This window comes from Gordonia otitidis NBRC 100426 (genome assembly GCF_000248075.1).
Lineage (GTDB): Bacteria > Actinomycetota > Actinomycetes > Mycobacteriales > Mycobacteriaceae > Gordonia > Gordonia otitidis.
Window position 1 is genome coordinate 47,441 of sequence record NZ_BAFB01000187.1, and the last position, 22,920, is coordinate 70,360.

Genomic DNA, 22,920 nt, shown 5'->3' on the forward strand with positions numbered 1-22,920 from the left:
CCGGTACGTGAGAGGGTGGACCAATGGCCAAGAAGAGCAAACGAGGATCAGGTCCGCGTCCCGGTAGTAACCGGGCAGAGCGCGTTGCCGCGCGAAAGGCGCGCGCCGCCGCGACGCTCGAGCCCTCCCCCCGACCGTTCGCGGGCCTCGCTGCCGAGTGTGATCTCGTCGCGCTGAGGTCGTTCGTCAGCTCCGCGACCGCGGTACTCGACCTGGTCGAGCCCGGCCCCACGATTCCCGAACCCACGTCGGTGATGCCAGACGACGCCCCTCGCCCCGCGCCGAAAGCCGGAGAACGCAACGAGGTGCTTCTGGCGACGATCCTCCCCGGTGCCATCCCCGCGCTGGTTCGCGAATTCCGTGGTGCACCACAGGGGGTCGCGGCAACACAGACCGATCCCGAACCGGCGGACGTCAACTCCGCTCTCGCACAATCGATCTCGTGGGCTGCACACGCAAAGATCGGCGACGAGTACGCGGGACCGGGTATTGAATCGGGACAGACCCTGGCCGACGTACTGAAAGCCGATGCACCGCTGGACATCATCGTGTATGACGACTTCTCCTGGTGGTTCCCCGACGGTGCCGAGGTTCCCGCGGAGATCGCGCCGATGGTCGAGCGCGCGAGCGACACCGTACTGCCGACGGCGCGGCTGCACCCCAAGAGCGGCATCGGCGCGCCGTGGTGGGTCGACGCGGGCGATCGCGCGCACCTGCGCTGGGTGCGCCCCGAGTCCGAGGACGAACTGATGAACGCGTTGGCGCGACTGCACGCCGCGGGGCGGCTCACGCTCGGTGAGGGCTCGCGCTTCGCGGGCTCGTTCCGCACACACGGACTACTGGTGCCCGTCTTCGATATCGACAACGAAATGCACCACGAGGAGTGGTACGAAGGCCTCGATCGGTTCGACACCTGGCTCACCGAAGCTCTCGGTGAGCCAGGCGATCTGACGATCGAGGAGCGAAGCTCGCGTGACGGCCTGCGGACCCGTCAGGTGACGATCCGCTGACCGATCAGTTGGCCTTCTGATCGGCCTTCGTCAGGATGACGTACTGGGCCGCGGTCTGCTGGTAGATGTCCTTCTTGTCGGTCCCTGAGATTTCGCCGACATACCGACCGACCTTCACCTCACACCAGTAATAGAGAAGCTCGTTGTCGTTCTTGCTAAGGCATTTGGCCACGGGCAGATTCGGCGGCGCAGCCTCTGCCTTCCACCCGTCGTTGATCTGGCCGCTGTACCACTCGTTGAAGATCCGCGTTCCGCCGTCATCGGTCTTGGCTCGATAGACCGTCGTTCTCTCGACCGCGTTCGCGGTGGAACCCACATCGGTCAGCAGCTTGAACGTGGTCGGCGGATCAGTGCTGCGCAACGCCATTCCGCGCGGGCCGTAGACGGCGCGGGTACTGCCCTGGCTGACCTCTCGCGTCTTACCCTCCTTGAGTTCCTCGTCGGTGTAGGGCAGCGCGTAGATGAGGATGTGATCCTGGTCCATCAGCGTGTTCGACGGGGGCAGGTTCTTGGCCTTGGCCTCCGCCTTGGTGGGCGTGGCGGGGAACTGGTCGATCAACGGACCCTGGAGCGCGATCGCCTTCTTGATAGCGGGTTCGATCGTGTCCTTCTGCGCATTCGACGCCTGGTACCACGTGTAGAGCACGTAGTCGTTGTGTTGCGTGTAGGCGGACACCGACGTCGTGTCGTCGTATCCGGCGTAGGACATGACGCGGCTTCCGGACATCCCGGCGGGATGGATCTCGGTGTTCCTCGGCTGCTTGGCGTTCAGATCGCCCATCTGCTTCACCGCCTCGGCGGCGTCGTCAGGGGTCATGTATCGCAGCACCATGTTGACCACTGATCGCCGGTTGCCCTGGCGGAGGTTGACGTCGGGGGTTCCCGCGGTGGCGACGTAGCCATACAGCATGGCCTTTTTGTTCACGTCGACGCTCGCCACATCCTCGGTGAGGACCCCCTTGAGTGCATTCGTGCCGGTCACCGCGTACGTCGGATTGCTGACGCGCGTGAGGTCCTGGTCGATCTCGAAGGGTGCCACGATGAACTGCGCCATGCGTTGGGCTTCGTACTCGAGGATGTACTCGGTGCCTGGTTTGCCGAACGGGGGTCGCGGATTGGTGGGGTACTTGCCGGTGTCGAGCGCTTTGATGTCGACGGCTGCCTGCGCGGCGGGATCGGCGTCGCTCACGGCGTGGCCGTCCGTCGAGCATGCAGAGAACACGCCTGTCAGGAGCGCACAGACCGCCACCGCAACGGCTTTCCCGATCGGCTTCTGCATGGTGAGCAATTTCCTTTCCACTACTCCCGCGTCGGCGGGTCGCTGAGGAGTGATTCTCCTCAGCCGAGGAATTGTCGTGTCCGGTCGTGACGCTCGTTTCCCCGCTCAGCAGGCTATTACATGCCGCTCAGTTATGGGCAAGCGCGTCATTTGGGCGTCCGGCTGATGGCGGTTTGGCAGAACGGCACTAGACTCACGCCCTGGCAGGAGGAGTCGAGCTCGTCAGAGTTCTGGACTCGTACAAAGAACCAGGGCGTACGGCGTGACAGTGCTCCGCCACACGAATGCGGGTAACTGCTACATTTCGCCCGCCGAGACGATCAGAAGTGGACAGAAATGGGCGCACAGACACGCACCGCGGGGGAGAACAAACCCGCAGGCGCGGACGCGTCCGCAATTGTCGAGGCAGCACTGACTGTGCTGCGGGCGTACAAGATGGACGCTGTGGCCGACCTCGCGGCGACGAAACTCTCCCGCGATCGGCAGGCGCGCACGGTTGTCGTGGTCGGCGAGGTGCAGCGCGGCAAGAGTTCACTGATCAACGCCCTGGTCGGTCGGCGCGACCTGTGCCCGGTGGGCGTCGAGGTGACGTCGTCGACCGCGGTGTCGGTCACTGTCGACTCCGCGCTCGACGTCGACGAGGCCGCCGAACTGTTCTTCCCGTCCGGAACCCAGCGACATGTCGAGGTCGGTGAGCTCGCGCAGTGGGTGACCACCGACGGTGAGCAGGTTCTCGACCCGCAGGTCGACGAACTCCCCACCTCCGCGGCCATCGCGATCCGAACAGCCCGTGTCGCGGATGTGACCCTGGTCGATACTCCCGGCGTCGGTGGACTCGACGTCGGATTGGCGAAGCTCGCATCGCAGTCCGCGCAGCAGGCGTGCGTGCTGGTACTGGTGTGTGATGCGTCGTCCCCCCTCACCGCGCCCGAGATGGCATTTGTCCGCGAAGCGTCGTCGACGGTCGATTCGGTTGTGGTCGTGGTGACCAAAACCGACAAGAACCTGCGCAAATGGCGGGAGATCGTCGCAGAGGACGAGCGCTTGATCTCCCGCGAGATCGGCCGCCCGTTCCCGGTGTTCGGGGTGTCGAGTCTGCTCGCGTCGATCGCAGCGGAATTGCCGGACACCGCGGAAAGCGAACGCCTCGAGCAGGAGAGTGGCATCGCGACGTTGCGTGCCGAACTCTCACGCAGGCTCGACGCAGCCGCCGACCTGCCCGAGGCGGACGCGGTCCGCACCAGTCTCGAAGGTCTGAAAGTGGTGCGCGGCAAGATCTCTCGAGAACTCGACGCAGTTCAGGCAGGGGCGAAGGCGCTTCCGGACCTCACCGCCGAGCGCGATCGACTGACCGAACTGCAGGAGCAGGCACGTGAATGGGAGCAGTACCTCGCGCGAGATATCACGCTGCTCCGACAGCAGGCGGTCGACGATCTCGAGCGCCGTCTCGACGACGTGCGGGACAAGTGGACGCTCTACGTCAACAAGCACGGCATGCAGGTGCTGCGGCGCAGCGAGCAGAAGTTCACCGCCGACATGCACGCTGATCTGCAGTTGGCAATGGCGCAGACACTCGCCGAATTCTTGCAGCGTCTCCATGACACCGTGATCGCGCCTCGATTCGCCGACGATCCCACGGTGTGGGAAGAGCTGCGTACCCAGATCGTCGAATCCATGCAGGACAAGCGCATCGAGACGCATCAGGTCGCGAGCAAGCGGCACGGCCTGCTCGATCCGACGCTGCTCACGATGGGTGTCGTCGGATCGTCGACCCTCGGCGGGATACTCGGACTGAGCGCGCTCATGGGCGTCGGCGTCGTGGTCGGCACGGTGTGGGTCGGTGTCAATCTCGGATTCCGAGCGATCCGGGCGGGCAAGGCCAATCTGCTCACCTGGTTGCGCGAGACCATTGCCGCGACGAAGGCGGCGACGGGCAGACTCCTCGACAGTGCGGTCGCGCAGGCGCGTCCCGAGATCGTGATCCGGTACCGCAACTATCTGCGCGAGAACATCGAGACCCTGCAGAACACGATCAACGAGGTCCAGAAGACCGCGAAGGCCGACGCCGCGTCACGGGAGAAGACAGTGACCCGGCTGACGTCGAATCTCGAGGTCGTCGACAAACGGATCGCGTCGGCCGAAAAATACCTCGCCGGGGTCAACCGATGAGTGTGGCCCCTGGGAACGACCCGGTGCACGCTGCTCTCGACAGGGGGCTGCGACAACTCGCAGGCCTCGGCGGCGACCTCGTGGAGCATGCGAACTCGATCGGGGCCATCTTGTGGTCGCCACCTCGAGTGGTGATCGTCGGTCGGTTGAAGGCGGGTAAGTCGACGCTGGTCAACGCGTTGATCGGTGCACCCGTCGCCGAGACCGCCGCGCTCGAGGCAACCAACGTGGTGACCGTGTACTCCGACGGCAGCCCATCGCGTGCAGAGGTCGTCGGGGTAGACGGCCGACGCCATCGGGTGGCCGTACACGCCCATCAGCCGGTCGAGCTGCCGCTGCCCTCGTCGGAAATCCAGTTCGTCGAACGGTGGATGCCCTCGGGCTCGCTCCGGCAACTGACGCTCATCGACACACCGGGGTTGTCGACGTTGACGGCGGAGAACGACACGGCCACGAGGCGTGCGGTGATCGACGGTTTCGAGCAGACGCGCACTGCGTCGGTTGATGCAGATGCCGCTGTCTTCCTGTTCGACGCCGCGCCCCGCACCGACGAGATCGAGTTCCTCTCGCAATTGCCGTTCACCCCGCTCAACATGCTTGGTGTGCTCTCGCGTGCCGATTCGTTCGGTGAGGGTGCGCTGGGTAGGCGCGACCCGATTCCGCACGCCGCCGAGCACGCGCGGGTACTCGCGAAGCAATTGTCGGAGACGGTGAGTGACGTCCTACCGATTTCTGGACTGATGGCGCAGACGAGCCACACGGGGATGTTGACCGAGGAGTTGGCGGCGGCGCTCGCCCTGCTATCCCCGTTGTCACGGCTCGACGTGGTGCGCACCTTCGACAACGACGACGTCCATGGCGTGCTCGCGCCGCAGCTCCGTGCGCGCCTGTTGGGCCTGCTCGGAGAGTACGGCGTCCTCAACGGGAGGCAGATCGCCACCCGCGGTGCCGCGGAGCTCAATTCGTGGTTGACGTCGTTGTCGGGTGTCGACCAACTGCGTCGAGCACTGGGCACGTCGACAGCCCGGTTCGCGGTCCTGCACCGGGCACACCGTATTCTTGCCCGACTCGATCAGTTGGCTTTCACCCATCCGGCCCGGGACCACATCCGGACGCTCGCGGTGGGGCTTCGTAACGCACCCGAATTGCATCTGGTCACCGTTCTGGAGGACTACCAGCGCATGCTCCGTACCGATCCGCGCGCAGCGGTGACAGAGGAACTCCGCACAATCCTGCGTGCGACGTCGCCTGCCGGCCGTGTCGGACTGCCGGCAGACGCACCGCAGCATGCGGTCGCCGCCGAGGCGCAGCGTCGACTCGCAATGGCTCATCAGCGGTCGCTCGCCACGAGTTCGGCGGCCGAGGATGCTGCGCTCGTCACACTGATCCGAAGCTATACGACCCTGACCACACGCGATAATCGGTGAGCGCGCAGCTCACGCACCCGACACAGGACACTCACACTCATATGTCATCGACCTGGATTCTGGCCATCGACTTCGGTACCTCGAACTCGGCCGCTGCGCATTCGGGCGCAACGAGCGGCACCATCGAGACGCTCTCGCTCTCGCATGCCAGCAATCTGATGCCATCGAGTGTGTACATCGCCGCGCCCGACCGGATCTCGGTCGGCGACGCCGCGCGCAACCTGGCCCAGCAGAATCCGGTGGGTTTCGTCGCTTCGCCGAAGCGACTCATCACGGGAGCCCCCACGACGACGGTCGCCGGTTACACGTTGCCGTCGGCGCTTCCGGTTGCCGCCGTGATGTCGGCAATCATCAGTCGCGGTAAGGCGGCACACGCCGGACAGCTCCCGACACAGGTCGTGCTGACGCATCCCGAGGCGTGGGCCCCTGCGCAGATCCACGTGTTGGTGGAAGCGGCGATGCGCGCCGGAATCGACGGATCGCGGATCAGTACGATCTCTGAACCACGCGCTGCTGCAGCGCATTACAGTCGGTCACACTCGATGCAGCCCGGTGCCCGGATCGCAGTCTTCGACTTCGGTGGCGGCACCCTCGACGTCGCGGTGCTCACGGTCACCGCGGGCAACGCCTTCCAGGTGATCGCGGCGCGGGGCGACAACGGACTCGGCGGCAAGAACATCGACGCCGCGATCCAGCGCTGGGTCGAACAGCGCCTTTCCGACCGGGATCCGGCGCTGGTGGAGTGGCTGCGATCAGCGGCGACAGTCGACGTCATGCAGAGCCTGCAGGAGTCGATCCGCAGTGCCAAGGAACTGCTGTCTGAAGCGCCGTCGGCGACGATCACGATCAACAACACCCCGCAGGGCAGGCAGACACTCCAGATCACCCGCGATGAGTTCGACGAGTTGATCACGCCCGCTGCCGAGCAGGCTCTTCGCTTGACCAGGGCCACCCTGTTCGACGCCGGTATCACCCATCCCGAGCAATTGACGGCGCTGTACCTCACCGGTGGATCGTCGCGCATCCCGCTCATCCAGCAGCGTCTCGCCGAGGTCGGGCCGGTCGCCACGCTCGACGACCCCAAAACAGTTGTCGCGCAGGGTGCGTTGGTGACCGCGATCGGTGACCGGGGCGCGGATACCCGTGAGCGACCACCGGCGCCGACTGCGGCGGCACTGATGCCACAGGGCGGCACAGAGCCGCCGAGGTCCCCGCAGTACCGGCCGGAACCGTCACAGCCGACGGCTGACCAACGCGGTGCGGCGGGTACGGTGCCGTCGCGGACGGCGGGCGGCAGACGCTGGGGCAGGATCGCGCTGATCGGCGTCGCCGCGGTGGCTGTGGTCGGCATCGCGATAGGTGCCGTGACGCTGTCGAAGGGCGGCGGTGGTGGTAGCGACGATCAGGCGGCCACCGCGACGAGCTCGGCTGCCGCGGGGCAGACGGCTTCGAACGGCAGCACGATCATCACTGACGAGAAGCAGTTGTACAGCACTCTGCCCGCGTCCCTGCAGAACGGCGTGGAGAACTGCCGGAAGAACAGTTTTGCCAACTCCGGTGCGCTGGAGATGATGTGCTCCGTCAAGTCCGACGGCTCGCTGGCTTCCTTGTTCCTGGCGTATTCGGACAGCGACAAGTCCCAGGGCTTCATCACCTTCTCGTCGGATACGAGTGCCGCGCAGTCGACGATCACCGATCTGCGAAAAGGTACGTACAGCGATGGCAAGGGCACTCTGGTCGAGAACACTGCTCGCGATGCGGCTGCGGAGATCGACAAGGATCTCGGAGACGGCTACGGCATCGACTACGCCAACACATCCACGGGGCTCAAGCTGACGGTGTTCAAGGTGAAGTCACTCGATGACGGCAAGACCTTCCTGAGCCGATCCGGATTGATTTCCTGACGCGGGGAACATTTCCCGAACCCCACCGCATCCAATTCCCGAACGCAACAAGCAAGCCCGATCGGCCGGAGCGAACGAAGTCCGACGGGCACGGAGAGAAAGAAGAGTGACATGAGCGGAACACCCAACCCGGAGCTCGCAGGACTCGACGTCGAAGGCAACCTCACCACCGATTCCGTCGAGGACACCAACCACGACGGCGTTCCCGAGACCGTCCACATGCACGACGACGCCGGAAACAAGATCGACGCGGTCATCGGCGACAACGGCGACGTGACCTTCACCGAGAACGGCAAGCCCGCAGGCACCGTCAGCGGCGAAGACGTCGGCGCGGCCGCGACCGGTACCGATCCCGCCGCAGCCGATCCGTCCATATCCACCGCCGACGCGAGCCAGGCTCCCGCTGACGCGAGCCAGGCCCCCGCCGACGCACAGGCGCCGACGAGCACGCAGGTCCCGGAGAACGACTCGGCCCCCGCCGACGCTCAGCCGCAGGCCCCGGCGTCGGATCAGGATGCCAAGCCGAGCATCAGCCCCGACGAGCCCTACGAAGAGAAGTCGGATCAGCAGAACCAGGCGAGCCCAGCCGACGCGCACTCAGACAACTCGCCGACGGAGGCTGCTGCCCCGAGTGAGGCTGCTGCGCCCGCTGACGCGTCGGCTCCCGCTGCTGCCCCGACCGAGGCTCCCGCTCCGACCGAGGCTCCCGCTCCGACCGAGGCTGCAGCGCCCACGACGACATCGGCGCCCGAGCAGACGCCCGCCGAGTCCGAGAGTGGGCTGCACGCGGATTCCGCGGTGGACACCGATGGGGACGGCGACGCCGACGTCGTCCATCTCACCGACGATGCGGGCAACCACGTCAACGCCTACCTCGACAATTCGGGCAACGTCACGCTGGTCGAGGGTGACGCCGACGGTGACGGCAAGATGGACACCGTCGCCTACGCCGGCCAGGACGGCACCACCGTCGTCGAATCGGACTCCGATGGCGACGGGCACGCCGATCTGCGTGCGATCCTCGACCCCGCCGGCGAGGTCCGCGAGGTCGACACTCTCGACGCACACGGCAACGTCACCAGCGCAACCCTGGACGTGAACCAGGACGGCACTCCCGACGTCAAGCTCATCGACAGCGATCACGACGGGCGCTTCGACACCACGGTCCTCGACGTCGACCATGACGGTGTGCCCGACACCGTGCTCACCGACACGGACGGCGACGGCAACGCAGACACCGTGAGCTACGTCTATGGCGGCCCGGACGGAACCACCGACCCGTCCGCGCATGACGAGTCGGCCGTCCCGCAGGAGACGTACGGAACCGACGCGGATGCCTACGAAGACCATGGTGCGCACGACGCACATGCCGATGTGCACGGAGATGCCTCCATCTGATCGCTTCCGTCTGATCGCATCAGTCGCGTAACAAGCATTGCTGAACCCATACCGGGCGGCAGCCTCAACCGCAGATCGCGGAGGCTGCCGCCCGGTGATCGTTGCGGCCCGTGTACGAGCGGCGCTCTCTTGAGAAGGCGGATCGGCCATGACCACCACTGTCCCCACACGTGGAACCGTGTGCGTCGAATCGTGCGTGTATGCGCTCGGGGATACGACGCGGATCACGGTGGGTTCAGCCCCCGACAACGACGTCGTCGTCGTTCACCGGGACGTACACGCCCACCATCTCGTCATCGAATGGCGCGCTGACGCATGGCATCTCGTGAGCGTCGGCGAGGCGCTGCTGGTCACGTCGGGCGCGTCGGTCGTCGACCTCCCGATCGCATCGACGACCGCAGTGCACCTGGGGCCGCCGATGTCGGCGCCCGTTCTCGTCGTCGCACTCGCCGCACACGAGTCGGCGACACCTCCGCCCGACCGTGACATGTCGTCGTCGACCGGCGTCGACGCCCCGCTTCCGAAGGAACTGAACCAGCACGAGACGGACGCCTCCACGAGATTGGTGACGCTCATCGGCCGTGCCCCGACCAATGACCTCGTCGTCGACGACGTGCTGGCCTCGCGGCGACATGCGCGGCTCACCGTCGGACCCGGGACGCTGCATCTGGAAGACCTCGGCAGTGTCAATGGCACATTCGTCAACGGTCACAGGGTGGGCCGAGTCGCAGTTGTCGACGGTGACGTGGTCACCGTCGGCAACACCGACCTCGTTGTTCGCGGCAGTGACCTCGTCACTGCCGGGGCGTCCGTCGCAGGGGGAGGCCTGCTCGCCGAAGGCGTCGGCCTCGTCGTCGAGCGCGGCAAGGAACTCCTGCACGACGTCGATCTCGTCGCTCGCCCCGGCACGTTCACCGCACTCATCGGTCCGTCCGGTGCGGGGAAGTCGACGCTGTCGTCGATCGTCGCAGGTCTCAGTGCTCCGACGTCGGGAAGTGTGCTGTTCGACGGCCACGACGTCCATGCCGAGTACGAGTCGCTGCGCACTCGTATCGGCATGGTGCCCCAGCACGACGTGCTGCATCGCAAACTGACTCTCCGCCAGGCACTTCGGTTCGCGGCAGAATTGCGTCTGCCCGAGGATCTGCCTGCATCCGAGCGTGACCGTGTGATCGCGGGAGTTCTCGACGAATTGCAATTGTCAGAGCACCTCGACACCCGTGTCGACGCACTTTCCGGCGGACAACGTAAACGCGCATCGGTGGCGATGGAGTTGCTCACCGGACCGTCGCTCCTCATTCTCGACGAGCCGACGTCGGGCCTCGACCCGGCGCTCGACCGCCAGGTGATGCTCACGTTGCGCAGACTCGCCGACGCCGGCCGCACCGTCATCGTCGTCACCCATTCGCTGACACACCTCGCGCTCTGTGATCAGGTGTTGTTGCTCGCGCCAGGGGGCAAGACCGCATTCTGCGGACGCCCGGCCGACGTGACGTCGGCGCTGGGCAGCAGTGAGTGGGCGGAGATATTCGCTTACGTGGCAAAGCATCCTGATGATGCGCACCGCCGACACCTGGCACGAGCCGAAGGGCGTACCCCGCATCGATGTCGGTCGATGCCGAGTGCTCCGGTCCTGCACACCCCGCCGCAGACAAGTGCGCAACAGCAGGCGAGCACCATCGCTCGGCGGCAGTTGAGGCTGATTTTCGCCGATCGGGGATACCTGACCTTTCTCGCGGTCATGCCCATCGTGCTGGGGCTACTCACATTGGTGATTCCCGGCACTGCGGGTTTCGGCGTCAACACGGCCCAGGACACCGCGGGAGAGCCGCTGCAGATTCTCGTCATCCTGGTGATCGGCGCCTGCTTCATGGGCACCGCGCTGACAGTGCGCGATCTGGTCGGCGAACGCGACATCTTCGAGCGGGAACGAGCCGTCGGGCTCCGGTCCACGTCGTACTTGACTGCCAAGATCGGTGTCTGTTTCGGTGTGGCGATCGTGCAGTCGACAGTGATGGTGGTGATCTGCTATCTGGGTAAAGGCCTTCCGTCCGGAGGTGTCCTGGGAGCGGCGCCGCTCGAGTTGCTCGGTGCTGTGGCGACCATCGCATGCGTGAGTGCACTTGTCGGACTTGCTATCTCAGCGACAGTGAAGTCCAACGAACAGACGATGCCGCCGCTGGTCGTCCTCGTCATCTCGCAGTTGGTGTTCTGCGGCGGGCTATTTCGGCTCGACGCTCCGGTGCTGTCCCAGTTCGCGTGGCTGTTCCCCTCCTACTGGGGGTACGCAGGGGCGGCGATGGCGGTCGACTTGCGATCGATCGCCCCCCTGGCCCCCCAGACACGCGGTACACACCTGTGGGAACCTGCCTTCGGCAACACGCTCCTCGTGACCAGCGTGTTGGCCTTGCTCGGCGTGGTGCTCATCGCGTACACGGCGTCGAAGCTCCAGTTGAAGCGCTGAGCGCACCCTAAGTGATCCACCTCACACAATTGGTACGACTCCGTGGGCACATTCCGACGGTCCGGCCGCATCCAATCTCTGACAGCGTGAGAAGCGCTCCAGACACAACGAGGAGATCAGATGTACCCCAATCAGAACCAGCCGATGCCCGCCTTCCGTGCCAACCACGCCGGACCCGACGGCCGCACGACCGTCATGCGAACCTCGGGTCGTGAGCTGAACGCCACTCCCGGCCAGCGCCCGTCGCAGCAGGCAAGCGCTCCGGCGTCGGCCGTACCGGTCACCTGCCCGCCGTCGAACATGGGTTGGGCGGCTGCGGCGGTGATCTTCTTCTGGCCGCTGGCCTTCGCTGCTTTCGGACACGCGGGTAGCGTCGCGACGCTGTGGCTCTCCGGCGACCAGGCAGGGGCCCAGCACGCGTCTGACCAGGCCAAGAGGCTCGGGAAGTACGCGCTGATCGTGTTCGCCGTGCTGTTCGTGATCTCGATCGTGCTCTATGTCGCGGTGATCGCGTCAGCGGTGTCGTCGATGGCGGCGTACACCGGCTGAGGCACACCTGGCAGCATCTAAGAGAGAAGGCGGGCGAGCGGTGACATCAACTACCGCCCGCCACTGACGAAGGAGACACGGATGAGCGCTGAGGACGACTCCGTCTTGACTGCGCTGGGCATCTCGCCCGACGACGTGCAGCCGCCTCCGCCTGGAGCGTTCGAGCATGCACTGTCCGTCGCGTTCGAGTCCGACGCGCCGGCAGACGACAGCACGGTCCCGGACATGGACGACGAGCCGGTCGTGCCTGCCGACGACGTCGTCGTGGAAGACGGCCTCTACCACGAGGCGCACGGCGACGATGGTCACAACGACGGCGCCGATCACGATCAGGGCGCGATCGCGGCAGACCCCGCGGTTCTGCACGGCGAGGACGACCCGACCCTGCAGCACGACGACTCGACCGGCGGGCACGACGTCGACCTCGCCGAGCACGACGATGGCGGTGACCACCACGGTGGCGGATTCCACGACGGGGGCGACTACCACCTGTGAGCGGCTACCACCTGTGAGCATTGAATGAGTGAAGTACTGAAGATCGCACAGAGTCTTCGCGCCGGTGACGAATCCGTCACCGGCGCGTCGGTGCATGATTGATCGGGAGTATCTGTGGACGAAGCCGTACTGGTGATGCAGGCGCGCGATGGCGACCAGCGTGCCTTTGCCGACCTCGTCAACGGCCATCGCAACCAGATCTGGGCCGTGTGCCTGCAGATCTGCGGAAACCAGCACGACGCCGAGGATGCGTTGCAGGCAACGCTTCTCGCCGCCTGGCGCAACCTCGACAAGTTCCGTGGTGAGGCGAGATTCTCGACGTGGATGCACCGCATCGCCGCCAACAACGCGCTCGCCCTGATCCGCAAGCGCAAGGCGAACACCACCCTGACGGACTTCAGTGATCCAGAGCAGCCGGTGACACTCGACGCCGACGAGTCGGCACCCCGGTTCGACGAGCAGATCGCCCTCCGCGACGCATTACGCGAAGCGCTACAACAGCTTTCCGACGACATCCGTGAGGCTGTGGTTCTGCGTGAATTCGGCGACTTCAGTTATGCCGACATCGCCGAGCACCAGGGAGTAGGCGTGCAGACGGTGAAGTCGAGGCTCAATCGGGGGCGCTCGCAACTGGCAGAGCTGTTGCGCGGTCGACTGGCAGTGGATTGATCGAGCGAGCGACATCGATCAACGCCGTACGTCGAGGCGACGAAGGTTGCGTTGCCGTTCAAGAATTAACCGATACGTCGAGTTTTTCCGGTGACCTCGTTGTATACCGAACCGAGGCAACACGACTCGCTGACGCCGTGATCTCGCGTATGTCGACAGCGAGACCCGGCAGTGTCGACCGAGGACTGCCGAGTTTCGCATGGTGAATACACCTGACCACATCAACACGCACTCCGTGCGGTTGACCGACATTCGCGATGCCGACCACTACATGAGCACAAAGGGCATCGGGCTGATGCTCATGGTGGCCGGGGCCACGTACTTCATCACGATGCTGATCATCGGCGTCGCAACGATGAACGGATATATCGGTTACGCCGGCGCGGCAGTGTGTACTGCGATCTTCACGCCCGCCATGTACGTCCATAAACGGAATCAACTGCGCCGACGGTTCCGTGAACAGACGCTTGACCTCTCGTCGTGGGGGATTATCCGTGCCGACGACTGCATGCGGGTGGAGATGGCCTGGGGCGACATCGCCCGACTCCAACAGCATGATTCGACGATCAAGACGGGTGGCATGGGCGTCGCGGGAGAAGCAGTCGCCGCAGTGGCGAACGCGACCAAGCGCGATGTGTCGCTGGCGATCGTAGGACGCGGGCGAGTGTCGCCCGTCCCGGGAGCACCGCGGGGCGTACTCCGCGGGCATGACCGCATGACCGGATCGAACTTGCGCAAGGGTGAGAGCACGGTACGTGACACCGCAGTCATCTTTCCTGCGGAGTACGAGGACAACTGGAGCCAAGGGGTCGTGGGCACGTGGGTTCGCGCATATCGACCGGATTTGTTTGCCTGACCCCCTGAAGGCGTCGTGGACTACGCTGCCACAATGCGAGAAATGGACGCGTCGAGAACGGAGCCGAGGCCGCGCGGATTGGGTTTTCGGGCCTGGCTGATGACGAGGGTCGTTCGCAGGATTCTGCGTCTGCTGGCGGCATTCCGAGTGGTCCACGTACAGGTTGTCAATCGAGAGGTCGTGCCGCGCTCGGGTCCAGTCATTCTCGCCAGCAATCACATCTCGATGCTCGATGGCGTGTTTCTCTGGGGCGCGCTGCGACGACGCGCGATCGCCATCGCGATGGCTGAGTTGTGGCGTTGGCCGGTGGTCGGCTGGCTAGTCCGGAAACTCGACTTCGTGCCGGTGGACCGCTCCGACAAGATCTCCGGAAGCCGGGCGCTTGAGCGACTTGAAACAGCACTGAGGTTCAACGGCGCGGTGATCATCTACCCCGAGGGGCGGTGCGTACCGCCAGGCGAGACAGTGCGCTATAGACCCGGGGTCGCCGTCTTGTCGTTCCGTACCAAAACGCCGGTCATTCCCGTCAAGATCATTGGCTCGAATGACGTGCTGCCGTTGCGCAAGTACCGCCGCAACGGCGTGTCCTTCGATCGGCGACGGCAGGTGAAACTCGTCTTCGGTGCTCCATTGGACCCGGAGGACTTCCGTACGCCGGGCGACATGATGCGTGACATCCGTTGGGGCATAGACTCTTTGGAGTGAACCGCACAGTGGTTGTTCGCCGTGTGCACCGCGTCGTGGCAGAGAACGGTCGCTAGGGGTCAGTTTTCAGGCGTCGTCGACAAAGGCCACAATTGAATAGCGACTTGGATGGAATACAGATCTGGTGGAACTGTGGCCTGGTCTTCGTCGATGACTGTTTCCTGGTGCCACAAGGTTGCCCGCAGGTGGTACGTTCCTGGCGCGATGTCAAGTGTCCCAAACACTGGATCATCTTCCGGTCCGACTGGATCAATTCCCATACGCCAGAGGCGAGGTGGTTTGGTAAAGGTCACTACTGCTTCATGCGTGTACGTCCTGGTCGTCTCGTGCGGTGCAAGAGGGTGCAATGCGACGAGCGGGTGTTGAGGTTCAACGGGCAGCGGGGCCGCGGCACGGAGTTCGATGCGTAGACCGATGTAGGAGGCGTCTCGCATGAGCACAACCCAGGCAGTCTCCACCCCGGTGGTCATGATTGTGTAGTCGAACGAGGTCACTGGTGCCGGGGACAGTTCCTCGTCGAAATCGAAGTCCCCGCGCAGGAACACCCCACCACCGTCATATATGGGAAATGATCCGATCCAAGCCTTATCTTTCGAGCTAGTGCTCATATCAGCACACGGAAGGTTTCGTTATCCATCACCATTCCGCCTCGTTTTGCATTCTCGTGAGTACCGGGCACCACTTGTATCCGCCTGGTTCCTGGCTGTCGGCGGTAGTCGATTTCGCGAATACTCCCGCGTCGAACACACGCCGAGCCCACATCAGATCTGCCATGGTCGCCGGACTTCTAATGAAGTCCTGGCTCGTCGCTCGCCAGGGCGAAATCCTCCGCGACGGTCGCTGCAAGTTCGACGAACGCACGACGAGTTGCCTTGTCGAGTAATTCGAGATCTACCTCTGCGCCCTCGGCGAGGTGATCGTCGTACGGAATAATCTGTACCGCACGGGTTCTCGCGAGGAAGTGTTGCGCGAGCTGGTCGACGTCGATCTTCGTCGAGTCTTTTCGCGGGCCGCTCAGAACGACGACCGCTCGCGAAACCAGGTGTTGATACCCGTGCGTCTGCAGCCAGTCCAGTGTTGCGCTTGCGCTGCGCGCGCCGTCGAGTGCGGGGGTTGACACCAGTATCAACGACTGTGCCAGATCGAGCACTCCGTTCATCGCCGAGTGAGACAAACCTGTGCCGCAGTCGGTGAGGATGATGTTGTAGTACCGCTGCAGGGTCTTCATCACCGTGCGATAGTCCTGCTCGTTGAACGTCTCGGCTGTGGCCGGATCTCGTTCGGAGGCAAGGACTTCCAGCCTACTGCTTGACTGCGAGGTGTGCCGTCGCACATCGGAGTAACGGTAGATGGCCTTATCGAGGAGTAGATCGCGAACCGTCGACGGCGTTTGCACCTGCACGCGCTGCGAGAGTGTTCCGAGGTCGGGGTTGGCGTCGACGGCGATGATCCGGTCGCCGCGCAGGCTGGCGAATGTCGATCCCAAACCGACCGTCGTCGTCGTCTTACCCACACCGCCCTTGAGTGAGAGCACCGCGATCCGGAAGTCGCCGCGTACCGGTGCGTTCGCCTGCCGTACGAGGTCGTCATAGTAGACGGTCTGTTGGGATTCGCCGGGGTTGACGCGGCCGCCGGTTATTCGGTGAACAGTACGGCGCCAGCCGGAACGGGGGGCTCGGCGCGCCCTGCGCAGCAGTGCGGCCGATTCGAGACCGTCGCCGGGCTGTGCGGAGCTGAATCCGGTCGGCGCGCTGCGATTGTTCTGGAACTCAGGGCGGTACCCGGGCGCGGGTGGAGCGGCGTGATGCTGGTTGAGTGGTGGGCCATAGCCGGCCACCGGTGGTGGTGGGTATGGCCCATTCAGGACCGGTCCCGGCGCATGGTGGCTCGGATACGACGGCTCGTTGGCGCTCGGGTAGGGCGTCACCGGGGGGTTCGGGTACGCCGGTCCGTTGTGGGCAGGGTACGGCGACGGCTCCCAGGCTGCGTCGGTGCGTGGTTCTTCGGGCTCCGGGACCCATTGCGGGCGCGGCGCATTCGGTGGCAGCGGAGCCGGGGCCTGATCATTGGCCGGTCCGCTCGGTTCTCCGTGTTCGCCGGCCGCGGGGTCGCCTGTCGCAGATCCCCCCGCGACAGGTTTTCCCGCACCAGGGTCTCCAGCACCAGGGTCTGCAGCCACAGGGTCTGCAGCCACAGGGCCTGCGGCTACCTGCCCGGCTGGGGGTGTAGAGATCGGCGGTTGCGCCTCGGATGCCGGAGAGTTCACGTCATCACCGGTCGCGTCGTCCGGTGACGGTGGCGGCACAGGTGCGGCTCCTCCGGTGAGCCACGGCGGCGCTGCAGGCACTCGATTGTGGTCGAACGTCACGTCTGTCCTCGCAATCCCCGGTGTGCAGCCCCATGGTCCAGTCCCCGACGATACAACCGGTAGTGAGAAAATACGGAATCGTCTGCTGTCCGAATGGTTCCGTCGCGAGCATCCTAGGAACTCAACCGTGCTCGACGATCGAGAATAGGATTCGGTCCTCAACGCCGAACCCCGGTCGGTGGAGAGCGTCGTGTAGCTGCCCGCACGGGCCCTATCCGATCGCGCCGCCCTGATTCGAGAGCAGTTCCTTGGGGATCTCCTTGCCACTCCGGATGGCGTCGAAGAACTGTGTGGTGTTGTCGCCGACCGCGAGCGAGTCGCCGTCGTCGGTCTGTTCCGAACCCGCCGTCGGTGTCGTGGTGGTGATCGGGTCGTCACTGAGCCACCACGCGAGCATGCCGAGATGCCACAGGTGGGTGCTGTTGTCGACGGTCAGGCCGTCGACGGCTCCGCTGATGAACGGGAACAGGCGGAACGGATTGAGGAGCACGCCCGGGCTGGTGGCCTTCGACATCAACGCCGACAGGAACTTTCGCTGATTGACCACGCGCTCGAGGTCGGCGTTGGGGAATGCGCGGGTGCGGACCAGCCCGAGTGCCTGCTGACCGTTGAGATCGTGGCAGCCCTTCGACAGCCTGAGTCCCGCCTTGGGATCGTTCAGCGACTGGTCGATGCAGATGTTCACGCCGCCGACGGCGTCGACGAGGGTGTCGAAACCGCCGAATCCGATCTCGGCGTAGTGATCGATCCGAATGCCAGTGAGCTGCTCGATGGTCTTGGCGAGCAGTTGCGGACCGCCGAAGTTGTAGGCGGCGTTGATCTTGTGGTTGCCCTGCCCGGGGATGGGCACGTAGAGGTCGCGCGGGATGCTGATCAGCGCGGCCTTACCGCTGCGTGCCTTGTACGCGAGCATGATGGTGTCGGTGCGCGATCCGTCGCTGTCGCCGGTGGCGAGATTGTCCTTCTGCTGCTGGGTCAACCCCTCGCGGGAGTCGCTGCCGACGATCAGCCAGGTGGTTCCGGGAGTATCGGTCGGGCGTCCGGCATAGCCGGGCAGGGCGTCGACGCGGTGCAGTTTGCTGTCGTAGTAGAAGAGCAGCCCCACGGAACCGACGACGATCACGAGGAGGATGACCAGGATGATCCTGCCGATGCGTCGGGGTCGTCCGAGCTTGGGCCGACGCAGGCGTGGAATGCGTCGTCGGGGTGGAGATGCCGGAGCCTCACCACGGCCGCGATCGGGGCGTCGAGGTGGAGACGATGCGCCGCCGCGACCCGGCCGCTGATTGTCGCGGGACATCGGCTCCGGCTTCTGCGTCGGTGCGTACGCCCGGGCGGCGTCCGCGCCCGCTACGGCTCCGAGGGCTGCGGGTGCACGTCCTGCGTGGTCTCGGTCCCGCTGACCGGCGTGATCCCGGTCCCGCTGGGCGGGCGCGGGGCGCGGGGCGTTGGTCGGTGCGGGGCGGCGAGGACGTCCCGGCTGCGCTCGGTCCGGGGTCGCCGACCATGCCAGGGGTGGCTGATACTCCCCGACCCGTCGCGCCCGGTCGTTCTGGGCGGCACCGGCCACGTGGCGGGTCGGATCGTTGGCATCCGGCGGTGCGGTGCGTCGGGGTTGTTGTCCGTGTGATCGCGGATCGGGTCGCAGGCCGGGCGGCTGCTGGGACGGGTTGTGGGGCCGTTGTCCGCCAGGTGGCGCAGGGGCCGGATTGCGTCTCTGACCTGCGGGAGCAACGTGCCGACCCGGCGGTGAGGGTGCCGGATTCCGCGGCTGCTGGTCGCGCGGTGGCGGACCACCGCGGCGGCGCATGTAGCGCGGATCTGGCTCGTTCATCAGATCAAATGTACGCAACGCCCTGCGCGGGAGCGTCATTCACGGGATGCACGGTGGCCGGGTCGTCGCCCACCTGGTGCGGATTCTCAGTTCACCCACGAGAGATGGTCATGCAGTAGCGCGTATCCGAGGAACGCGACGACGTCGATCACGGCATGGGCGATGACCAGCGGCCACACCCGGTTGGTGAGTTGGTAGTAGCGGCCGAAGACCAATCCCATCACGAGGTTCCCGACGCCTGCGCCGACGCCCTGGTAGAGGTGATAACCGCCACGCAGGACGGCGCTGGCCGCGAGCGACACGTTCTCCGACGCTCCGAGCTGGCGCAGCCGGGTGATGAAGTAGGCGACCACGATGATCTCCTCCGCGGCGGCGTTGCCGACGGCGATGAGGATAAGGACCGGCCAACGCCACCACGGGCCGTCGACCTCGCTCGGAACGAGGTGTGCGTTCATTCCCAGCGCCCGAGCAGCGGCGACGAGCGCCAGACCGGGAAGCCCGATCACGGCGGCGAGTATCAGCCCCGGCGGGACGTCGCGGCCTGCCGGACGGGTGAGTCCGATCGCGCGTGGCTTCAGCCCCGAGCGCCACAGGAGATAGACGCCGAGCCCGGCAATGGCGAACAGTCGGACCGCACTCATCAGTTGGCGCAGGAAATCGATCAGTCCCACCGACGACCGGCTCGGGTTCAGCGCGACAGTCGCGTTGCCGATACCGCTGGTCAGTTGCAGTTCGATCAGCGAGAGCATCGCGGAGATGGCCGAGAACCCGAAGGTCAGCACGCCGACGATGGCGAGCTCGAGGATCAGCGCGCGTCGCTCGCGGGAGTCGGTGACGACGTCGACGACCCGTTGCGCAACAGGCTTGAGCAGCGTCGTGAGTCCGCGCTTCACCTCGGCCATGGCCGACAGCCTACGGCTGATCGGATCGCCATCTGCGACGGGCGCGGACGCTTCGGCGTACCCAACCGGGCGGACGCTGCACGTCGGAGAAAGAGTCGGGCGCGCGGTCGGGCAGCCCTCCCGACCGCGCGCCCTGGCAGTCCAGCCGATCTGGACGAGGGGTCATCCGATCCGACTGGGCGGGGGTGGTCTCGGTCAGTCAGGCAGGCTGTTCATGTACGGGCAGCCTGCCAGGTTGCGCAGTGCCCGGGACAGTTCGCTGACGTCGTTCACCGGATGCGGGAACGGGAGCCGGACGTCGGAATCGCCTGCCGAGCCCTCGACGCGGAATCGCAACCCGAAACGGTCGAGTCCGAGCGGGCGCACCCGGCCTTGCCGCAGATGGCGAGGAAGTCGGCGTGCCAGTTGTCCGACGATGTCAGCGTGCGCGGCGTCGAGGTGGCTGATCCACTCGTTCTCGTACTCCCAGAACGGGTCGGGTTCTGCGCGGGCCAGCTCGTCGGCCGGTACCGACGCCGCACCCGCGCCGCACGCGACGACGGCGGTTTCGATCTGCAAGCGCATCATCGACCGCCCGTGTCCGATGTCGAGGAGCCCTTCGTCGGGGTGCTCGGTGGCAATCTCGACGGCCAGGTCGCGTTCCAGATTCGCCGGGATGTGGTGCAGGCGTCCGTTGAGCCAGATCAGCGAGCGGACCCGCTCACGCAGGTCGATGGGGGCACAGTCGGTGATCTCGACCATCGCGGGTAGGCCGTCGGTGCTGTCGGCAGCGGCTCGCATCGCCGGACCTGCCGTCGGCACCAGGAGAAACGCCTGGGTATCGAAGAGATGGACGAGGTCGACCTGGGTCGGGGTGGCGAGATCCGCTGCGGTGTCGGGTGGTGTCCGCGCGTCCTGCGAGGGTTCGACGGCCAGCATCGCGCTACCGGCCCTCCGGCATGCGGTGGCGATGACCTCTGCCTCCGTCGGTCGGTCGGTGACGGCTCGTGTCATGCGGTGCTCACTCCCGTTCGGCTGATGTGCAGTCCAGCTCATAATAGGTAACCCTAACCTAAAGTGGTTGCGAGCGATCCGTCAATGGTTCAACTCAGGCGGGGTTTCACTTCGCCGGGTCGTCCGCGCAGGTCAGACAGATGTTCATCTGGCGTCGACTAAGCTCTTGTCGTGTCAGTGTTCGCGTACTTCGGTCCGGCAGGGACCTTCACCGAGATGGCGTTGGACAAGATCCTCGCGACCGAGACGGGTGCCGCTGGAGTACCTCGCCGCGACGATCAGGATGACGTGCGCAAGATTGCGGCGGCCAGTCCGGCCGCGGCGATAGCGATGGTGCGCTCCGGCGAGGTCGATTTCGCGTGCGTGCCCATCGAGAGTTCGCTCGAGGGGTCGGTTCCCGCCACGATGGACGCGCTCGTACCCGATGGGGTCAGCCGGGTGCAAGTGGTCGCCGAGACCGTGCTCGACGTCGCCTTCGCCATTGCCGCCCCGACGGCGATCGACGCCGCCCAGGTGAAACGTATTGCCGCATACCCCGTTGCATCTGCCCAGGTCCGCCTGTCCGTCGACAAACTCTATCCCGGAGCGGAATTCGTCATAGCGTCGTCGAATGCCGGTGCTGCTCAGGATGTGTCGGAGGGTAAGGCCGACGCTGCGGTGACCACCCGGCTCGCTGCGGAGCTGTCCGGACTCACCGTGATCGCCGACGAGGTGTCGGATGCCGTCGATGCCACGACGCGGTTCCTGCTCGTCGGGCGACCGGTTTCTCCGCCACCGCGAACCGGGACCGACCGCACCGCCGTGATTCTCGAACTACCCAACGAGCCGGGCAGCCTCATGTCGGCGATGAACCAGTTCGCCTCGCGCGGAATCGATCTCACGAGAATCGAATCCAGGCCGCGACGGGATCCGGCCACCGGCGAATCGAACCCCGGGCAGTACCGATTCTTCCTCGACGCCGTCGGCCACATCGACGACGACGCGGTGGCCGAGGCATTGCAGGCGCTCTTCCGTGAGGCCGACCGCATCGTGTATCTCGGATCATGGACTGCGCGTGGGGTGATCGGATCGCCGCCGCCCGACCAGGCTGCAAGCTCGGAGTGGGTGTCGGCGATGCGTCGGGGGACAGGAGATGTCGACGACGTCGAGGACGGTGATGACTGATGGCCCGCTTGTATCTGGTCCGCCACGGCGAGACCACGTCGAATGTGATGCGTCGACTCGACACGGCGCTACCCGGCGCATCGCTCACCGATTTCGGTGTGCGACAAGCCGTTCGGTACGGACTGGAGAACCAGGTAGCTGAGCGCGGCGTCGAACCGGATGCGGGTCGGGTGCTGCTCAGTTCGCAGGCAACGCGTGCACAGCAGACCGCCGAGGTGATCGCATCGGTGTGGGGAGCCGATGCCGACGTCGTCGCGGGGGTTCACGAAGTGCAGGCGGGCGAGCTCGAGGACCGCACCGACGACGACGCGCACGGCACCTTCCGTGAGATCCTCGACCGTTGGTACTCAGGTGATCCCGACGCGCCGATCCCAGGCGGGGAGTCGCTCACCATGGTGCTGGAGCGTTATCTGCCCGTCGTCACCGATCTGGCACAGCGCTACCTCTCCGGCCCCGACGCGCGCGACGTCTATCTCGTCAGTCACGGCGCCGCCATCCGGCTGGTCGCCGCACATCTCGCGGGCATCGACGGAAAGTTTGCCGCCGCGACACATCTGGCCAACACCGGGTCGATCGAGCTGGAGTACACCGACGGGCTATGGGTCCCGCAGCGCTGGGGCGCCACCCGCGCGCCGTTCGAACTCGTCGACGAACCGCTCGTCGCCGACCCGATGGGGTAAGGCCCTGCGGAGGGGTGCGGACTGCGGCTGGATCGGGGGTCGGCAGCGTCGGCG

General features: G+C 65.4%; 19 protein-coding genes. 13 read left to right on the forward strand and 6 right to left on the reverse strand.

The window, feature by feature from the left end; translation table 11 throughout:
- The first annotated feature begins 23 nt into the window (after positions 1–23).
- The gene (locus GOOTI_RS18335) at positions 24–1,010 is read left to right on the forward strand and encodes a DUF5926 family protein (RefSeq protein ID WP_007240109.1); all 987 of its coding nucleotides are present in this window, start codon (positions 24–26) and stop codon (positions 1,008–1,010) included.
- A 4-nt stretch (positions 1,011–1,014) separates the two neighbouring features.
- Here GOOTI_RS18335 and GOOTI_RS18340 read toward each other — a convergent pair whose 3' ends face one another.
- Positions 1,015–2,289: a DUF7373 family lipoprotein gene (locus tag GOOTI_RS18340; protein ID WP_007240110.1), complete on the reverse strand. Its 1,275-nt coding sequence runs from the start codon at positions 2,287–2,289 to the stop codon at positions 1,015–1,017.
- Between the two features lie 336 nt (positions 2,290–2,625).
- On the opposite strand from GOOTI_RS18340, the gene GOOTI_RS18345 reads away from it, so the two are divergent.
- The 10 genes from GOOTI_RS18345 (at position 2,626) to GOOTI_RS18390 (ending at position 14,925) form a co-directional block, all read left to right on the forward strand.
- Positions 2,626–4,458: a dynamin family protein gene (locus GOOTI_RS18345; RefSeq protein ID WP_007240111.1), complete on the forward strand. Its 1,833-nt coding sequence runs from the start codon at positions 2,626–2,628 to the stop codon at positions 4,456–4,458.
- Positions 4,455–5,885, forward strand: a complete 1,431-nt coding sequence (locus GOOTI_RS18350) for a GTPase (RefSeq protein ID WP_007240112.1) — start codon at positions 4,455–4,457, stop codon at positions 5,883–5,885. Before GOOTI_RS18345 ends, GOOTI_RS18350 begins: the two co-directional genes overlap by 4 nt.
- 41 nt (positions 5,886–5,926) lie before the next feature.
- Positions 5,927–7,789 carry an Hsp70 family protein gene (locus GOOTI_RS18355; RefSeq protein ID WP_039994322.1) on the forward strand — a complete coding sequence of 621 codons (1,863 nt, stop codon included), beginning with the start codon at positions 5,927–5,929 and terminating at the stop codon, positions 7,787–7,789.
- Between the two features lie 111 nt (positions 7,790–7,900).
- The gene (locus GOOTI_RS18360; protein ID WP_007240114.1) at positions 7,901–9,187 is read left to right on the forward strand and encodes a hypothetical protein; all 1,287 of its coding nucleotides are present in this window, start codon (positions 7,901–7,903) and stop codon (positions 9,185–9,187) included.
- Positions 9,188–9,335: 148 nt separating this feature from the next.
- The gene (locus GOOTI_RS18365) at positions 9,336–11,651 is read left to right on the forward strand and encodes an ATP-binding cassette domain-containing protein (protein ID WP_007240115.1); all 2,316 of its coding nucleotides are present in this window, start codon (positions 9,336–9,338) and stop codon (positions 11,649–11,651) included.
- A gap of 120 nt (positions 11,652–11,771) precedes the next feature.
- A complete protein-coding gene (locus tag GOOTI_RS18370) occupies positions 11,772–12,200 on the forward strand; it encodes a CD225/dispanin family protein (protein ID WP_007240116.1) in 429 nt (142 codons plus the stop codon).
- A gap of 81 nt (positions 12,201–12,281) precedes the next feature.
- Positions 12,282–12,695, forward strand: a complete 414-nt coding sequence (locus tag GOOTI_RS18375; protein WP_007240117.1) for a hypothetical protein — start codon at positions 12,282–12,284, stop codon at positions 12,693–12,695.
- A 114-nt stretch (positions 12,696–12,809) separates the two neighbouring features.
- Positions 12,810–13,364, forward strand: a complete 555-nt coding sequence (locus GOOTI_RS18380; protein WP_039994323.1) for an RNA polymerase sigma factor — start codon at positions 12,810–12,812, stop codon at positions 13,362–13,364.
- 199 nt (positions 13,365–13,563) lie between these two features.
- On the forward strand, positions 13,564–14,220 hold the full coding sequence (locus GOOTI_RS18385; protein ID WP_007240119.1) for a hypothetical protein: 657 nt from the start codon (positions 13,564–13,566) through the stop codon (positions 14,218–14,220).
- A 33-nt stretch (positions 14,221–14,253) separates the two neighbouring features.
- Complete coding sequence (locus GOOTI_RS18390) at positions 14,254–14,925, forward strand: lysophospholipid acyltransferase family protein (RefSeq protein WP_039994330.1); 672 nt, start codon at positions 14,254–14,256, stop codon at positions 14,923–14,925.
- A gap of 59 nt (positions 14,926–14,984) precedes the next feature.
- Here GOOTI_RS18390 and GOOTI_RS18395 read toward each other — a convergent pair whose 3' ends face one another.
- From GOOTI_RS18395 to GOOTI_RS18415, 5 genes are all read right to left on the reverse strand, one after another.
- On the reverse strand, positions 14,985–15,533 hold the full coding sequence (locus tag GOOTI_RS18395; protein ID WP_007240121.1) for a hypothetical protein: 549 nt from the start codon (positions 15,531–15,533) through the stop codon (positions 14,985–14,987).
- A gap of 179 nt (positions 15,534–15,712) precedes the next feature.
- Positions 15,713–17,119 carry a MinD/ParA family ATP-binding protein gene (locus GOOTI_RS18400; protein WP_423785234.1) on the reverse strand — a complete coding sequence of 469 codons (1,407 nt, stop codon included), beginning with the start codon at positions 17,117–17,119 and terminating at the stop codon, positions 15,713–15,715.
- 385 nt (positions 17,120–17,504) lie between these two features.
- Entirely contained in the window at positions 17,505–19,127 is a 1,623-nt protein-coding gene (locus GOOTI_RS26885; RefSeq protein ID WP_233425536.1) for an LCP family protein, read from the reverse strand.
- Positions 19,128–19,213: 86 nt separating this feature from the next.
- The gene (locus GOOTI_RS18410) at positions 19,214–20,029 is read right to left on the reverse strand and encodes a CPBP family intramembrane glutamic endopeptidase (RefSeq protein WP_007240125.1); all 816 of its coding nucleotides are present in this window, start codon (positions 20,027–20,029) and stop codon (positions 19,214–19,216) included.
- A gap of 195 nt (positions 20,030–20,224) precedes the next feature.
- The gene (locus GOOTI_RS18415; RefSeq protein ID WP_039994324.1) at positions 20,225–21,022 is read right to left on the reverse strand and encodes a DUF2470 domain-containing protein; all 798 of its coding nucleotides are present in this window, start codon (positions 21,020–21,022) and stop codon (positions 20,225–20,227) included.
- Positions 21,023–21,193: 171 nt separating this feature from the next.
- Between GOOTI_RS18415 and pheA the strand changes: the two genes are divergently transcribed.
- Together pheA and GOOTI_RS18425 are read left to right on the forward strand one after the other, a co-directional pair.
- Positions 21,194–22,186, forward strand: a complete 993-nt coding sequence (gene pheA / locus GOOTI_RS18420; RefSeq protein WP_007240127.1) for a prephenate dehydratase — start codon at positions 21,194–21,196, stop codon at positions 22,184–22,186.
- On the forward strand, positions 22,186–22,866 hold the full coding sequence (locus GOOTI_RS18425; RefSeq protein WP_007240128.1) for a histidine phosphatase family protein: 681 nt from the start codon (positions 22,186–22,188) through the stop codon (positions 22,864–22,866). Before pheA ends, GOOTI_RS18425 begins: the two co-directional genes overlap by 1 nt.
- Positions 22,867–22,920: the final 54 nt, after the last annotated feature.